14 protein-coding genes and 1 pseudogene are annotated in these 17132 nt (G+C 33.9%); 4 read left to right on the forward strand and 11 right to left on the reverse strand.

Features of this window, described 5'->3' with window-relative positions:
- Positions 1–74: 74 nt before the first annotated feature.
- Complete coding sequence (locus AN960_RS24465; RefSeq protein ID WP_156339671.1) at positions 75–236, forward strand: hypothetical protein; 162 nt, start codon at positions 75–77, stop codon at positions 234–236.
- Positions 237–345: 109 nt separating this feature from the next.
- Here AN960_RS24465 and AN960_RS11450 read toward each other — a convergent pair whose 3' ends face one another.
- The 9 genes and pseudogenes from AN960_RS11450 to AN960_RS11485 all read right to left on the reverse strand — a co-directional run bounded on the left by AN960_RS11450 (position 346) and on the right by AN960_RS11485 (position 11295).
- On the reverse strand, positions 346–1452 hold the full coding sequence (locus AN960_RS11450; RefSeq protein WP_056471250.1) for a GerAB/ArcD/ProY family transporter: 1107 nt from the start codon (positions 1450–1452) through the stop codon (positions 346–348).
- A gap of 387 nt (positions 1453–1839) precedes the next feature.
- Positions 1840–1995 (reverse strand): hypothetical protein, encoded by a 156-nt coding sequence (locus tag AN960_RS24470; RefSeq protein WP_156339672.1) that lies wholly within the window; start codon positions 1993–1995, stop codon positions 1840–1842.
- 186 nt (positions 1996–2181) lie between these two features.
- Positions 2182–2814 (reverse strand): annotated as a pseudogene (locus tag AN960_RS11455) (SpoVR family protein); the annotation flags it as partial.
- Between the two features lie 242 nt (positions 2815–3056).
- The gene (locus AN960_RS11460; RefSeq protein ID WP_056471253.1) at positions 3057–4550 is read right to left on the reverse strand and encodes a family 1 glycosylhydrolase; all 1494 of its coding nucleotides are present in this window, start codon (positions 4548–4550) and stop codon (positions 3057–3059) included.
- 196 nt (positions 4551–4746) lie between these two features.
- A complete protein-coding gene (locus AN960_RS11465; RefSeq protein ID WP_056471255.1) occupies positions 4747–5067 on the reverse strand; it encodes a PTS sugar transporter subunit IIA in 321 nt (106 codons plus the stop codon).
- Between the two features lie 197 nt (positions 5068–5264).
- Complete coding sequence (gene celB, locus AN960_RS11470) at positions 5265–6605, reverse strand: PTS cellobiose transporter subunit IIC (protein ID WP_056471258.1); 1341 nt, start codon at positions 6603–6605, stop codon at positions 5265–5267.
- Positions 6606–6626: 21 nt separating this feature from the next.
- The gene (locus AN960_RS11475; protein WP_056471261.1) at positions 6627–6935 is read right to left on the reverse strand and encodes a PTS sugar transporter subunit IIB; all 309 of its coding nucleotides are present in this window, start codon (positions 6933–6935) and stop codon (positions 6627–6629) included.
- 317 nt (positions 6936–7252) lie between these two features.
- Positions 7253–9190: a BglG family transcription antiterminator gene (locus AN960_RS11480; protein WP_082459479.1), complete on the reverse strand. Its 1938-nt coding sequence runs from the start codon at positions 9188–9190 to the stop codon at positions 7253–7255.
- A 683-nt stretch (positions 9191–9873) separates the two neighbouring features.
- Positions 9874–11295, reverse strand: a complete 1422-nt coding sequence (locus AN960_RS11485) for a SpoVR family protein (RefSeq protein ID WP_056471264.1) — start codon at positions 11293–11295, stop codon at positions 9874–9876.
- Positions 11296–11887: 592 nt separating this feature from the next.
- On the opposite strand from AN960_RS11485, the gene AN960_RS11490 reads away from it, so the two are divergent.
- The gene (locus AN960_RS11490; protein WP_056471267.1) at positions 11888–12145 is read left to right on the forward strand and encodes a YhdB family protein; all 258 of its coding nucleotides are present in this window, start codon (positions 11888–11890) and stop codon (positions 12143–12145) included.
- A gap of 41 nt (positions 12146–12186) precedes the next feature.
- Here AN960_RS11490 and AN960_RS11495 read toward each other — a convergent pair whose 3' ends face one another.
- Entirely contained in the window at positions 12187–13911 is a 1725-nt protein-coding gene (locus AN960_RS11495; protein WP_056471270.1) for a phospho-sugar mutase, read from the reverse strand.
- Positions 13912–14084: 173 nt separating this feature from the next.
- On the opposite strand from AN960_RS11495, the gene AN960_RS11500 reads away from it, so the two are divergent.
- Positions 14085–14297, forward strand: a complete 213-nt coding sequence (locus tag AN960_RS11500) for a DUF1540 domain-containing protein (protein WP_056471273.1) — start codon at positions 14085–14087, stop codon at positions 14295–14297.
- Positions 14298–14345: 48 nt separating this feature from the next.
- On the opposite strand, the gene AN960_RS11505 is transcribed toward AN960_RS11500, so the two are convergent.
- Entirely contained in the window at positions 14346–15212 is an 867-nt protein-coding gene (locus tag AN960_RS11505) for an SDR family oxidoreductase (protein ID WP_056471276.1), read from the reverse strand.
- 187 nt (positions 15213–15399) lie between these two features.
- On the opposite strand from AN960_RS11505, the gene AN960_RS11510 reads away from it, so the two are divergent.
- On the forward strand, positions 15400–16701 hold the full coding sequence (locus AN960_RS11510) for an NCS2 family permease (protein WP_056471279.1): 1302 nt from the start codon (positions 15400–15402) through the stop codon (positions 16699–16701).
- The last annotated feature ends 431 nt before the right edge of the window (positions 16702–17132 follow it).

The raw sequence follows: 17132 nt of genomic DNA on the forward strand, positions 1-17132 counted from the left end.
ATGTCTATTTTTAGTATAACATGTGTTTTATAAAATTTTTATTGAAAAATATTGACAACTATTAGCTGGTTTAGTTGCATAAGCTTGTATATATTACAGCAAATAAATTAAACCAAGTTACAAGAAATAAACCTTTAGAATTAGATTTGTTATCAAAATATACATTTATATTACCTTATGATTATGCTAACTACATTTTAATACCTTCAAAAGAAGATGAAGTCGATTTTAAATGATGAACCTATGGGGATAATAAGATCTTCAATGATCTTACTGCTCCAATATCCTGTAGGAAGTGAAAGAAAAAGTACTAGCATCCAACTAATGTTATCCGAACGAAATATGTTAAATTTTCGCATCTATACTTCCTCTTACAAAGGAGATGATTAATAGTAAGATTGGAAATATACCAAATAAATAAATAGCAACATTTCCATGCATTCCTCCCATTTTATACACCTCATTGATATTCCTAGGAACACTTGCAATGATATAAATAATAGGTATTATACCAAAAAGAAAGGGTCGAATACATCTTTTTTTAAAAATTTGTGCCATTCCTAAAGCGGATAGAAAAAGAGCAATTGTATACGTAGTAAATATTTGCATAATCCAAATTACAATGAATAAAGAGTCGAATCTTTCAAAAAAAAGACCTGGAATTTCATAACCTCGAATATATGTGAGTACTGGCCATGTTTGTAACAAAACTCCGTCTACTGAAAATGCTCCAACTACTATAATCGTAGTCATTGTATAGAAAAAAATAGGAACTCCTAGTCCAATAATAACGGATTTTGGTGCTTGCTTTTTTTCTTTCATAAACATAAATATAAAGAGAATAATTTCAAATCCAGAGAATATGGAAGTAGCAGTCATTATTCCTTTACGGATTGGCTTAACTCCCATCCCTAATACAGGACTTAAATTATCAACTTCGAATATACCGATACCTAAAAATATAACTAATAGTAAGCAGATAGCCGTAATAGGAAATATAATCTCTAACATTCGAGCCAACGAATTGATGCCACCAAGTACTAAGTATAGACCGATCCAAATAAATGGTATCATAATAGCCCACGTTGGAGTGCCTTGAAGCAAATATATTCCTATCGTTTCAACCATGGTTCGAACTTCATATGCTGAAAGCACTATGTAATAGACAATTACAATTAAGCTTAGAAATAAGCCTATCCATTTTCCAACAATTTTTTGATTAAATTGGAAAAACGTTTCATTTGGGTATCTTTGGCATAGTCTAACATGTAAGAGTACGATAAGAATACATATTACGCCACCTAAAATGACTGATATCCACGAATCTGGAGTTTTTACTTTTTCTGTTACTACTCTAGGTAGAACTAAGATTCCAGTTCCTAAAATAAAGTTTGTTAGCAACATAATTGCTTGAAAACTGGAAATTCGGTCAGTTGGACTATTATTATTCATTCAATAAGATCCTTTCATGATGCAATAACTTTTAACTCCCACTAAATGGATGCAGTTCAATAGGAAAAATAAAAAAGGCCAGATTCGTGTTATTTTTACCAGCATATAACAATTACATTATAAGGGCAGAACTTATAAAGGGGAATATAAGTTGCGTAGATAATTAATATAGTTATATTTCCCTATTAGAATGTTAATATTCACCAACGTTTTTATTGCCGAGAAGCGTATTTATGTAAACTAGATTTACATACAATACTCAAGCGAAATTGAAGTGGTTCTTGTTCAACTAATCTGCCATTTTGTTGAATAAGAAAATGCGATCTTCTATTGAAGTATCGCATCAGTTAGTTGCATAAGAAAAGAAATTAGTATTTATCAAACAAATTATTTTGAATTTAATAATTGGAAAATATTCCATAATTGTCCTCTAATATTGTCCAAATCCTCTTGTAAGTTATGAATTTGAAAACCGATATAGTATAACCCTGAAATAAGAGCAATACCAAAAATATACAGGGAAATTTTATCAAATTTACTCATTTAAATCCTCCTGATAAATTAACGTTAGTAATGATTATTCGGCAAATTAATTTATAAACCTTTAATAAGTAAATTTCTTAGATTGTTACTCAACTAAACTGCCATTTAGTTGCATAAGGTCCAATTACAGAAAAAAAGAATTCTATACTTTCTAATCCAAAAAGAAAACCACCTAAAAAAGGTGGCTCAAATATACTTCCGATGAATATTCTTCCCATCATAACTAAACAACACAGACTTATTCTCAATATTCGTCTCTAAATGAACCCCTCTACCCCATAACTGATGAATATACGGCATAACCTTCTCAACATACTTCACATCAAGTTCCATATTTTCATAGGAATGCTTCAAATAAAGCTCACCATTTTTTAAATAATCGCCCTCTTGAACAACAATATAAGGAAATCCACCATTTACCCTACTAACAACAAGTTGATCTCTTACATTCTCCCATGCTTTATCGGTAACCTTATACTCTTTACCTTGGCGCTGGAATAAATACATATCTTCTCGCATTACTAGTTCTTTAGTTAAGTAGTTTCGTATGAATGAGCTATCAGACTCTAATTCTCGTACCTCAAACATTTTTTCTCGACCACTACCAGGTTTAACACCTAACTCACGCATTTCTTTTGTTGGATGATTGTATCGTTCTTCAATGTCTTCAAACATACGTAGACCTAAGTAATATGGATTAATGCTCGTTTTTGATGGTTGAACAACTCCTGCGTTTAGTTTGGCGTATTCAATTGCTTCATTTGAATCAAGGTTTAGTTCGCGCATGATACGGATGTGCCAGTAACTTGCCCAGCCTTGTGTCTTTTAAAGATCTTATTTTTGAGCAAGAAATCCAATTCATTATTCAACCGTAATAAAAGGATATTGTTGCCTGAGAGTATCAGCTAAAATGGAATTACATTTTAAGCTGATATTTATCTGATTGTTTAGTTCAGAATGAGAGCAAACATTTTTGAAGCAGTTTTTACCACATCACTCCCAAATGGATAATATCCATTTGCTCCTTTTTTTGATAAACAGTAATCTGGCATATTTTCAATCTAAAAACTAAGGTCTTCTCCATTAGTTGCTATCACTTTCTTGTACCAATCAAATGATTTTTTCTTTGTTCTTTTTAATGTTCCATTTCCTTCGTCGTCCATATCTACATAAATAAAACCATACCGTTTTTTCATCTCTCCAGTTCCTGCTGAAACTAAATCAATGCAACCCCATGGTGTATATCCCATTAAATCGACACCATCTAAAGTAACCGCCTTTTTCATTTCTGCTATATGATCTCGGAAATATTTGATCCGGTAATCATCCTCCACATATCCATTTTCATTTGGCTTATCAATGGTTCCCATTCCGTTTTCAACAATAAAGAGCGGTTTTTGATACCGATCATAAAGTTCAGATAAGGTGTATCTTAGACCAACAGGATCAATAGCCCAACCCCACTCCGTTTTTTCTAGAAAAGGATTTACATCCCCCATTTGTCCGCCGGTATCGGTATTCTGAACGATTTCAGCATGGTATACACTACTACGGTAAAAACTAAATGATAAAAAATCCGAAGGGTACGCCTTGATTATTTCGTCATCCCCCGGTTCTTTTTTTATGGTTACCCCCATCTCTTCAAAAAAGTGGTCGGCGTAAGATGGATAATATCCCCTCATCATAATATCAGAATAAATCAAAGCTCCTCTTCGATAATCCAAAGCTCCAAATACATTTTCCGGCTTACAATCTTTCGGGTAAATGCAGCTTAATGCAACCATACAGCCAATCTTTGCATCTGGAATAATCTCGTGACAAAGCTTATTGGCAAGAGCACTCGCAACAAACATATGATGCTTTGCTTGATAACGCGCCTGCGCTGTAGCCTCCCTGGTTCCCATAAAGGCGTATCCATTTAATACATTAATTTCATTTATGGTGATCCAATATTTAACTAAATCTTTATATCTTGTAAATACTTCTTTGCACATTCGTAAAAAACAATCTATCGTCTGACGACCGCCCCAACCATTAAAATGATGAGCCAAATAAGCAGGGGTTTCAAAATGATAAAGAGTGACTAATGGTTCGATATTATATTTTTTGCACTCTTTAAAAACATCTTCGTAAAATTTTAACCCTTCCTCACTTGGTTGTTCCCCTTCAATTCCACCCTTTGGGAAAATGCGGGACCAACTAAGAGATAGCCGGAAACACTTAAGACCCATTTCTCCAAAAAGGGCAATATCTTCTTTGTAATGGTGGTAAAAATCAACTGCTTTATGGCTTGGATAATAAACATTTTCATCAATATAGCCTGTTGCGCCTTCTGGTATGGTATCAATTTTTGGGTCCCCAGTAGGTCGTCGGTTTACCATTGTTTTTGTTCCATCATTTAACTTGATTGTAATTTTCCTTGGGCGGTCTGCAGTACCATTTGTTATGAAGTCGCTTGTAGCAAGCCCTCTCCCGCCTTCATTGTATCCACCTTCATATTGGTTTGCAGCCGTGGCTCCACCCCATAAAAAATTTTCTGGGAATGTTTTTTTCATTAAAGTTCATTTCCTTTCTAAATGCAAAACGGATTAAATAGTATAAACTACACATTTTATTTTTCTTTAATTAAAAAACTATGGATTTAAATACATATTTCTCCCCTTAATATCTTTGCAAGAATTATTATCCGAGAATTATTTTGAATAAAAAAAGCCCAAAAGTAGTTGGGCAATTCTAGTGGAACGTTTTGTTTTATACCTTTTTGATCAGTTTATGCAACTCGATGATTTCTCTGGCCATATCTTTAAGGGTCATTGAGTTCATCAAATGGTCTTGTGCATGAACCATAATAAGAGGAAATTCGACTTTCTCTCCCCCTGCTTCCTTTTGGATTAAGTCAGTTTGAACATGATGTGCTTCATTAAAGGCAGAATCTGCTTCGTTTAGTTTTTCTTCTGCTTCATCAAACTTGCCTTCTTTAGCTTTCTGCATCGCTTCCATCGCCAAACTTTTTGCATTCCCTGAATGTAGTATTAATTGAAATGCAAGATTGTATAGTTCTTCTTTATTCATGATTAACAGCCTTTCAAATGATTTACTAGGAAGGGGACATTCCCTTCTCCGTCCAATTTTGAATATATATTAAAATCCAGAAGTTTTATAACATCTCATCAAAGATCATTTTTCCAATTCTATCAGCAGATTGACCTTCATTGTCATATTACTTGTTAGAGATAGGCTCTAGTCAAACTAATGCCCACCTCACTTTACTACGCGATTATATTTTTTCTTTCACTTGCATTCATCGCATCTTCTTCTCTCTTCTTCGCTTTATCATATATTCTGAAGAATGGAGTATAAATTACGAATGAAATAACAATGTTAACTAAATTCATGACTGCACCTGAAATATGTCCGCCAGAAGCAAGATATCCTGAAATAATTGGCGGCATTGTCCAAGGGACTGCAATACCGGTTGGTTTTGCTACCAATCCCAAATCCATACCAAGAAAAGTTACAACCACGGTAACGATTGAAGTAACGACGAATGGAATAATCATGACTGGGTTTAACACGATTGGCAAACCAAAGATTAGCGGCTCGTTAATGTTAAAGATACCAGGAGCAAGAGCCAAACGACCAAGACTTTTCATTTGTTGTGATTTAGCAAACAATACCATTGAAAGAACTAAACCAAATGTTACACCCGTTCCACCGATGTGGACGAAGTTATCCCAGAATTGTTGTGTAACAATGTGTGGTAGAGGTTGACCAGCTTGATATGCTGTCATATTGTCACCCATAGCACCAAACCAAATTGGTTCCATTACACTTTTAACGATATTTGTACCGTGTAAACCAGTAGCCCATAGTAAAGTTACGAATAATTCAGCAACAATGGATCCTCCTAGAGTAAGACCTACCAATTTTAGCGGGTCACCTAAAAGGGTCGTAACTAAACCGTTAATACTTTCATAAGGGGTCAACTCAACAAGTAAACGTATTACCCAAACCACAAGAATAACAATAAAGCCTGGTATTAAAGCTGCAAATGATTTACCAACACTTGGGGGTACGCCTGCTGGCATTTTAATAACAATATCTTTTTTGACGAGCCATCGATAAATTTCTGTTGATAAGATTGCAAATAGTAACGCAACAAACAAACCTTTACTACTTAAGAAAGCTTTTGAAATCGCACCAGTTACCATCACTCCTGTTTCAGATCCAGCTGGAGTAAATAAGAAATTAAATGGTGTTGTTAATAGGAAAGCAGCAACTGAAATAGTACCCGCACTCATCGAGTCAAGCTTATAGCTTTCTGCTAGTCTGTATGCCACTGCAAATGCTGCGATTAGTGACATGATATTGAAAGTTGCATCTACTGGATAACTTAATTTAGCCGCCCAGTTTGTACCAAAAATTGAAGACATCCAATCAGCATAACCTGGAATTGGCAAGTTAGCCAGGATCAAGAAAAATGAACCAATTACAATGAATGGCATAGTCGCAATAAGACCATCTCGAAGAGCCGTTAGGTGCCTTTGCGCACCAATCTTTGCTGCAATAGGCATGACTTTCTCTTCTAGCATGGTGTTGAATTTACTCATCTACTTTTTCCCCTTTTTTTATTATTTATTATTTACTAAATTTATAGCAGTTTTTAGAACTTCTTCTCCATTACACATTCCGTAGTGAACTTGATTAATTGCATCCACTGGAATGCCTTTTTCTTCACCTAACCCTTTCAATTTTGGAAGCAAGTATCTTACTTGTGGTCCTAAAAGTAGGACATCAGCATTGTCAATGTGTTGATTGACTTGATTAGCTGGAACAGCCCAAATTTTTCCTTTTAAACCTTTTTCTTCTGCTGCTTTTTCCATCTTGGTCACTAGCAAGCTTGTACTCATTCCTGCTGCACAACATAATAAAATATTCATCTGTTTATTCCTCCTATTTATCCACAATAATATTTTTTTAAAACAACTAGCAAAATAATCTAAACAGTCTAATTTGGCAAATGCTTTAAGAGTAATTTAATCACCTTACTTTTATAGTTTATTTTGAAAGCGTTTAATTTTACAGAAATGATTTTTCCGTTACGTAACGGAAAAATGTTTAAATACTTATAATAAAGTTTAAGAAATTAAATTATCCTCAGATAACATGCCGATAACCTAAAAAGGGTACCCCTATTTTGGAATACCCTCATTTTTTCCCTATTCCGTTGTAAAAGGACGTATTTCCTATTAATGTTTCATATCAATTTAGTATCATTTAAAATCCTTATAATTTCTTCAGCAGACTTACCCTTTAGTATTTTTTTGACTGTTGCACTGTTTTCAATTAAAGCCAAGAGCCTCTTATACATACCTTCCAGATCATCCTCATTAGGTTCTTTTCTTACATTTAACAAACAGATAAATTGAACCATTTGTTTATCAGTCCATTCGATGGGCTTCCTTAACGTGCATATAGTCCAAAATGTGTCCTCTGTTTCCGGTGAAAGTGCGTGAGGAATGGCCACAAGATTCCCAAAGCTGGTTGGAGCTAGCGACTCCCTTTCCAACACCGAATTTATGTAATCTTTAGAGACGAGCTTTTGTTTATATAATTCTTCACATAAAAAATGGATAGCGCTTTCTTTATCCTCAAAGTCTTTGTGAATAAAAACTCTTGATTCATCTAAATAACTTTGTTCCTCATACTTTTTAACAGGTAATAAGCCTTCTCGGATCTTTTCAATATCTTCTTCTCCTAAAAATGTGTTGACCACTTGTACTGGAACGACTATATCTTCTTTTATTGGAATCGTACTAATAATAAAATCAATAGAGGAAAGGTCGTATTCTTTTAATTGATAATAATTGGTTGAAGCTACAATATCGATTTCATCTTTAAACACATTTTGCAAACGATAATACAATAGTCTTGCACTTCCAACACCAGAAGCACACACTACAATCACCCGTTTTGGCCTTTTCTGCCTTGTCTTCATTTTTTCTAATGCCACACCTATGTGCAATGCAATATAAGCAATCTCGTTTTCTCCTACCTCAATCTCCAAATATTCCTCAATGCATCTGCTGGCAATAGCAGCACCTTCAAAGGCGCTAGGATATTTCCTTTTAATTTCGTTTAATAATGGATTACGAATGTTCAAGTTATAACGCAACCGGTTCATTGCTGGCCGTATATGTAGAGTCATCGATTGAATGAATTCTTCATCATCATGAAAATCCCAATTCAATTCATTTTTCAATCTTTTCAACATGCAATTAATTATGTTATCTAACTCATCAAAATGACTAAATTCTTTCAACGTATTCTTGTGAATTAATTTTGTCCCCAACAAATGGACAATAATATAATTAATTTCAGATTGCGGGAATATAAAGCCCGTAAACTCCTCAACTTCTTTTACAATTTCATTGGCAACAATTTTTTCTAAGGGATATTTTCCTGTTAAATCGTGTTCGAGATTTTCAATGACAAAACCTTCTTCAATTCTTTTACATCCAATTGTAATATGCGTCGCCAAATTTTCGAGTGCAATGTCAGATATCTCAATTTTGTATTCATTCACTTTTTTTACGATGATTTCTTTTATCTTTTCAAACAGGTTTTCGTCCAAAACATCAAAAGAATTACTTTCAATGATTAAGTTGCTATTTCGGCTTAACATAAAACTTGATAAACATAGCCGTTTCATATATTCATCACCTTCAACCTGCGTACCATAATGTGGTCTGGTAACTAACTTCAATTGATATCTTTCCAATATTTCACGGACAATTTTCAAGTCATTTTGAACCTTAGGCTTTGAAACAAATAGCTCTCCCTCAAGGTTTTCTATTTTGATTGGTCCATTTTCTAATAAAAATCGTTTTAATATATACAAAACCCGATTTTCCTGTTCGGAAAAATCCGATTTTTTTTCATCTATCGCTTCATTCTCATTAGAATTATACTCCTTTTCAAACACTTCATAATCATTTATATCTAATATATATCCTTTGCCTCGAACCGACTCAATGATTATTCCTAACGACGAGCATTGTGATTGAAGTTCTTTAATCTCGTTGCGAATGGTTCTATCACTAAAACCAAGTTCTTTTGCCATCCATTCAGCTGTAACAGGTTCTTTTGCTTTCATTAAAGACATCACTATATCTTTTTGTCGTTTCGAAATCACTTTTCTATCCTCCTTAATTTATGCTCTTTTTTAATTAATTCATGCTACTTTATTTTTTCTTCACATGGGTCGTTATGTCAAGGGCGAGCAAAACTCATATACTTATGTTACAGTTCACTGTCCTTGATATCTATCCGATTGCGTTAGTTGAGCAGTGTTATATTACTAATTCTATAATTTGATTTTTAATCTTTTTCCAAATACCCATTTGTATAGATAAGACTTTAATCTGTTAAAAATAGGTTTTGAAATTTGGATATTCTCCTTAACAAAGGTGGTCTAACGAAATTCCCCATTCATTATATTCCAAATACTCCAATATAATGAAGCGGTCGCTTTTGGTAAACCATCTATGTGTTCAACTATTGATTTTATCACTATTTCAACATTCGTATTTAGCTCACCCTATATGCGTTAGTAGTATAACAAATTTTAAATAATTAGTTTATTAACATTGTCTTAAATCTACACTTTTCTAGAACTTATATCTTCTAGTTAAATAGATAAGAGACTTATATTTTAAAATTACAAGACTCAGATTGTCGGGAATTTTTGCTCTCTGTACGGGTTAAAAAGGGCAAGTCGCAGAAATTTTTTTTATATATTTTAAAACAAAAAGACTGTAGACAAACTCGAATTTCATCGATTTTGTCTACAGTCTGAAACCACCTTAAAAGGTGGCCTTAAATATACTTCCTATGAATATTCTTCCCATCATAACTAAACAACACAGACTTATTCTCAATATTCGTCTCTAAATGAACCCCTCTACCCCACAACTGATGAATATAAGGCATTACCTTCTCCACATACTTCACATCAAGTTCCATATGTTCATAGGAATGCTTTAAATAAAGTTCACCATTTTTTAAATAATCTCCTTCTTGGACTACAATATAAGGGAATCCTCCATTTACTCGACTAACTACAAGTTGATCTCGTACATTCTCCCATGCCTTATCAGTAACCTTATATTCTTTACCTTGTCGCTGGAATAAATACATATCTTCACGCATGACAAGGTCTTTCGTTAAATAGTTTCGTATAAATGAACTATCAGACTCTAATTCTCGTACTTCAAACATTTTTTCTCGACCGCTACCAGGTTTAACGCCTAATTCTCTCATTTCTTTGCTTGGGTTATTATATCGCTCTTCAATGTCTTCAAACATTCTTAGTCCTAAATAATATGGATTAATACTTGTTTTCGATGGTTGAACAACGCCTGCGTTTAGTTTTGCATATTCGATTGCTTCATTTGAGTCGAGATTTAGTTCTCGCATGATTCGGATGTGCCAGTAACTTGCCCAGCCTTCATTCATAATTTTCGTTTCAAGCTGTGGCCAGAAATACAGCATTTCTTCTCGTAACATAGTCAGGATGTCACGTTGCCATTCTTCTAGTTCTCTTGAGTATTCTTCGATAAATAATAAGATATCTTTTTCGGGTTGTGGTGGGAATTGTTTGCGTTTAATTGGGATAAGGTTTGAATCACTTTTCTTCTCTTTACTTTGATCCATATTCCATAAATCATCGTATGGTGTAACTCTTTTTTTCTCTTTCATTGGGAAATCAGTTTCTAAATCATAAGCCAGTTTTGGTCGCATTAATGATGGATCAATATGCTCTTGAATTGAGAGTACTGCATCTAGGAAATTTTCTACTTCTTGCTTTCCGTATATATGTTCATAGTGTTTAATTCGTTCAGCAGTAGCTGCCATACTTTCAACCATATCTCTCTTCGTGTTTGAGAAACGAATATTATTTTTAAAGAAGTCACAATGAGCTAAAACGTGTGCAACGATTAATTTATTTTGAACGAGAGAGTTTGTATCTAATAAAAACGCATAACATGGGTCAGAGTTGATTACTAATTCATAAATTTTGCTTAACCCTAAATCGTAATGAAGCTTCATTTTATAAAACTGTTTTCCAAAGCTCCAGTGGGAGAATCTTGTAGGCATACCGTAAGCGCCAAATGTGTATATGATATCTGCTGGACAGATTTCATAGCGCATTGGGTAAAAGTCTAGCCCAAATCCTCTCGCAATTTCTGTAATTTCATCAATAGCATATTCCAACGCTCTATAATCACTTGCCTTCATCACACTCTCCTCCTGTCTCTTCTTATATTATTCTATGAACTGAAAATTGAATTAATGTAAAAATAGTCATATCTCTACTATATTCATATGCTTAATTTGAAACTTTTTGAAATCATAAACATAAAAAAACGTATGAAAAAAATTCATACGGTAGTTAATTTTATTTGTACAATGCGATTGATATAACTTCTTTTTTGAGTACTTTTATTTTTGATTAAGGAAATTACAAAAGCAGTTTGGAGTACAGAGTTTGTCCAGTATTTTTTATTGATTCTAATCTTATTATCCCTGTTTCTTGTAAAAGTATACATAAGTTAAATTCCGGGGAGCGCAATAAATTCTGGGAATCAAAATTAATTTCCGGGAATCGCAATAATTTCCGGAAGCCTATTCTTTAATAATTTGATCAAAACTAATAAAGTATTTCTAAAATAAGAAAAATCACTCTTTACTTCCTGTTTTCCCTATCATTGCTGGACTTAACCATCCTTTTTTTACCTAACCTCTACCGTAACCCTTTGTTAAATTCTCTCATGGCTAATTAATTTTTTTCGCCATAAACTATGTGTACCCTCTAAAAAGGAGGTTCACAATGCAAGTACAATCCGATTATGATTTAGCATTGTATTACACTTATTGTTGTCAATGGGATAAGCTCCTCGTGTTAATGGTAAATACGAAAGACGAACTTTTTTCAAAGCGTATCGAACATTTTCTACATGCCTTTAAATACGAGAGGGACTTAGCGATTATTGATGAAAAACTAAAAGGTATGTTCCAACATATAGAGCATGCTACTAGAGAAGAAAACGCAGTGGAACAATCTTTTATTTCATCATTAGAGCTTTAACTAAAATAAATGAAAAGAGCGACTAAATAGTCGCTCTTTTTTTAGACTAATACTTCAATTTTTTCCATAAATGCTTGTTGTAAACTATCCAATTTTTGGATGCTATCTTCACGAGATTGTCCAACAATTCCAAAGTAGAACTTGATTTTTGGTTCAGTTCCAGATGGACGTAGGCATACCCATGAACCGTCTTCAAGTTGATACTTTAATACATTTGATTTAGGTAGAAGTATCTGTTCTTTTTCCCCTGATTCTAAAGTCGTTTTCTCTTGAAGTTTATAATCTTCAACTGTAACAACTTTTAGACCATTTATATCAACAGGAGGATTTTGACGGTAATTTGTTAAAATCGATTGAATTTTTTCTGTACCTTCAATCCCTTTTAATGTTAATGATTTTAATCCTTCTAAGTAATAGCCATATTGCTCATATAAGCTATTTAGGCCTTCATATAAAGTCATACCTTTTGTTTTATAATAAGTAGCAATTTCTGCAGCAAGTACTGTTGCTTGAATTGCGTCTTTATCACGAACAAATGGTTTAATTAAATAGCCATAGCTTTCTTCATAACCGAATAAGAATGAGTATTCGTTCGTTTGCTCATATTCCTTAATTTTTTCACCGATAAACTTAAATCCAGTAAGTGTATCGATTGTTTTCACACCGAATTTTGATGCAATTACTTGACCAAATTCAGATGTAACGATTGTTTTAAGTAATAGTGCATTTGAAGGTACATCTTGTTGGGTTAATAAATAATGAAGCATTAATGCTCCTGTTTGGTTTCCAGTTAAGACTACGTATTCGCCGTTTTCATTTTTTGTCGCGATTCCTAAACGGTCAGCATCAGGGTCAGTTGCAATTAATACATCTGCATCAATCTCTTTACCGTAACGAATTGCATATTCAAATGCTGCGTGTTCTTCAGGGTTCGGTGATTTTACAGTTGTGAAATTCGGATCTGCTATTGCTTGTTCTTTAACAATTGTTACATTTTCGAAGCCAACAGCTTTTAATGACATCGTTGCAGGCACTATTGCTGTGCCGTGTAGTGGTGTAAAAACAATTTTTAAATCCTTACCATGTTCATGAACTAAATCGCTGTTAACAACAACAGTTTTTAGTTGCTCTACATATAATTTGTCCATTTCTTCATCTAATCTATGTATTAAGCCCTTTTCAACTAATTCTTGTTCAGAAGATACTTCAATTTCCAACTCATTTTCAAATGAATTAACATATTCAATTACTTGATCAGCAGCAGCTGGAGGTAATTGAGCACCATCATCACCATAAACTTTAAATCCATTATATTCAGGTGGGTTATGGCTAGCCGTAATGACAATTCCACCGAAGCAGTTTAACTCACGTACTGCAAATGATAATTCTGGTGTAGGACGTAATTCATTGAAAACATAGGCTTTAATGCCATGTGTTGCAAGTGTTTTTGCTGCTTCCATTGCAAACTCAGGACTTTTATGACGAGAATCGAAAGCAATTGCAACTCCACGGTTTTTTGCTTCTTCTCCAAAGCTTTCAATATATTTTGCAAAACCAGCAGATGCTTTACGAATAGTATAAATGTTCATACGATTCGTTCCAGGTCCGATTTCTCCGCGCATTCCACCAGTTCCGAATTCTAAATTTTGATAGAAACTTTCCTTAAGTATAAGCTGATTATTCTCAAGTTTAATTAATTGTTCTTTTAGTTCTTGATCTAATGTCGGTGATTTAATCCATTTTTCATAAGTTGTTTCCCAATTCATATTTGTTCTCCTCCTATACTTAATCAGAGTTTGATTCGATAAAAGTCTTCCTAACTCCTTCTATCTTGATAAAAGTTTACAATATTCTCTCTAAAAATTCTACAATGGTACTTCTTTAAATCTGAATGAGATTGCAAAGTATGTAGAAAATAAGACAAAAGGAGGGCGAGTTCATGCCAGAAATTAGATGTAGTGTTGCAAATTGTAATTTTTGGGGGCAGGGAAACTTTTGCCAAGCAGACTCAATTCTTGTTCAAACTGAAGCATATGAATACTCAAATGACTTTGATTTAACGATTCAAAATGCAGTCTTAGACGGTGAAATAACTACTTCTGCGGTACATAGTGGTGAAACTTGCTGTCACACGTTTCGACCTAAATATTAATGAAATGGTGCCATTTACATTTTATCGTATATGGCACCATTTATTAGTTTATCCGTTTACGATTACTCCACCATTAACATGGATCATTTGCCCTGTAATGAAGGAAGCTTCATTGCTGGCTAAATAAAGATATGCCGGTGCGAGCTCTACAGGCTGTCCAGCTCGTTTCATTGGAGTTGTGCTACCAAACTTTGCTACTTCTTGTTCGTCAAAACTTGCTGGAATCAATGGGGTCCAAATTGGCCCAGGAGCTACACCATTAACCCGAATTCCCTTCTGAGCAAGATTTGTAGAAAGTGAGCGAGTAAATGTGACAATCGCTCCTTTCGTCGCTGAGTAATCCAATAATTGATCATGTCCTTTATAAGCGGTAATTGACGCAGTATTAATAATCGAATCACCTTGCTTCATATGTGGAAGGCAAGCTTTTGATAAAAAGAACATTGGATAAATATTTGTTTCAAATGTTCTTTTTAATTGCTCCTCAGTAATGTCTTCCAAATTCTTTTGTGGATATTGAACAGCAGCATTGTTCACTAAAATGTTAATTTTTCCGAAGGTTTGAATTGCATTTTGAACGATTTGTTTACAAACTTCCTCTGTTCGAATGTCACATCTCATTATTTCACAATTTCCACCTAAATCATTTATGTATTTCTTTGTGTCCTGTGCATCAACATCTTCATCTAAATAAGGAATAAAGACTGATGCCCCTTCTTTTGCAAAAAGTATAGCAACTGCTCTTCCAATCCCACTATCTCCTCCAGTAATAATGGCTACTTTTCCCTTTAATTTACCACTTGGTGTGTAATTGGGATCATCCGATATCGGTATTGGTGTCATTTCCTTTTCAATACCTGGTTGCTTATTTTGATGTTGTGGAATAAATTTAGTCGGAAACTGTTTTTGAGTCATTTACTACATCCTCCTTTTATATAATTCAGATTTAGCATACCCAAATCGTATATTTAGGAATACTAAACATAATTGAATTTGTTAAAAGATGTAAAAATCCCAAAAAGTATTGCACTTTAACGAGAAAACGAATATTATTAATAACTGTTGAGTATATCATTCGTATTTTTTAACAAGGAGAACTATTATGTTTAAATTAAAAGAGGCTAACACCACCGTTAAAACAGAAATTATAGCCGGCTTTACAACTTTTTTAACTATGGCTTATATAATTATTGTAAATCCTATTATATTATCCGATGCTGGTGTTCCATTTAACCAAGCATTTACTGCAACAATCATTGCAACTTTAGTCGGAACATTATTTATGGCATTGTTCGGAAACTACCCAATTGCGATTGCTCCCGGAATGGGAATGAATGCATATTTTGCTTATTCGGTTGTTTCAAAAGCACATGGTATTTCCTATCAATTAGCTTTCTCAGCAGTATTTATTACAGGTATTTTATTCGTTATTTTATCTTTAACTAAATTTAGAACGCATTTAATAGAAGCAATTCCAAATACATTAAAACATGCAATTAGTGTTGGAATTGGATTATTTATCGCATTTATAGGTTTACGTCTTTCAGGTATAATCGTTGCTAACAAAGATAATCTTGTAGGATTAGGCAATCTTCATTCTCCTGGTGTAGTCCTTACTATAGTCGGAATTGCAATTACAATTATCTTATTTGCCTTAAATGTAAACGGAGCTTTATTCTTCGGAATGGTTACAACAGCAATCATCGCAGGATTAGCTGGAAAATTACACATTAAAGGAAGTATTCTCTCTTTACCTAAACTACCTGAGCATATCATTGTTGCTAATCCAATAACAGCAGCTTCAGATGTCATCCATTATGGACTATATTCAGTTGTCTTTTCATTCTTATTAGTTACAATTTTTGATACGACAGGTACATTCTTAGGAGTAGCTTCACAAGCTGGTTTATTAAATAAGAAAGATGAAAAACGTACTGGTCGTGCGATGCTTTCTGATTCATTGGGTACAACAATTGGAGCTATGTTTGGTACTTCACCAACAACAGCTTATATAGAATCTACAGCAGGTGTTGCAGCTGGAGGTAGAACAGGTTTAACGGCACTTGTCGTTGCATTACTATTCGTTTTCGCAGCATTCTTTAGCCCACTTGTTAATTCAATTTCTGGTGTAGCAGCAATTACATCACCATCATTAATCGTAGTAGGTTGCTTAATGATGGGTAGCGTACGTCATATTGAGTGGGATAACTTTGAAGAAGCATTCCCTGCATTTCTAGTTATTATCACAATGCCACTTACGTCAAGTATTGCTACAGGAATTGCGCTTGGATTTATTACCTATCCATTATTAAAAGTCGTTAAAGGGAAAGCAAAAGATGTTAAACCAGTTATTTATATCTTTGGAATTTTATTCTTAATCCAAATGGTTTTCTTCCCACATTAATATTGAATAATATAAAGCACATTGTCTTTAAAAAGATTAATGTGCTTTTTTATTTTTTATTTAGGTACTAGCCTTTCCTTGATGGGACATCCATGCATAAGTTGTTTATGTAGATTATTCAAGGAGGTGTTCTACGATGTGGAACAACCAAGATCAAGTCAATATGAACTCAAGTAGATGTAGACGTAATGACTGTGACTGTGACGATTGCAGAAGAAGACGCTGTGATTTTGATGATTGTGATAGAGATCGTTGCGATTGCCGTCGCCATGATTGTCACTGCAATTGCAGATGCTGTTGCTCTAGAAGAAGAAGTAACTGTGGCTGTATGAATCCGTGTTTAGGTGTCGATATGGTAATGTTTGAAATGATGATGAAAAACATGATGAATAACAATAACAACAAAAATAATAACAATGACAAGGATTAAT

This window comes from Bacillus sp. FJAT-25509, assembly GCF_001420605.1.
Classification (GTDB): Bacteria; Bacillota; Bacilli; order Bacillales; family Bacillaceae_G; genus Gottfriedia.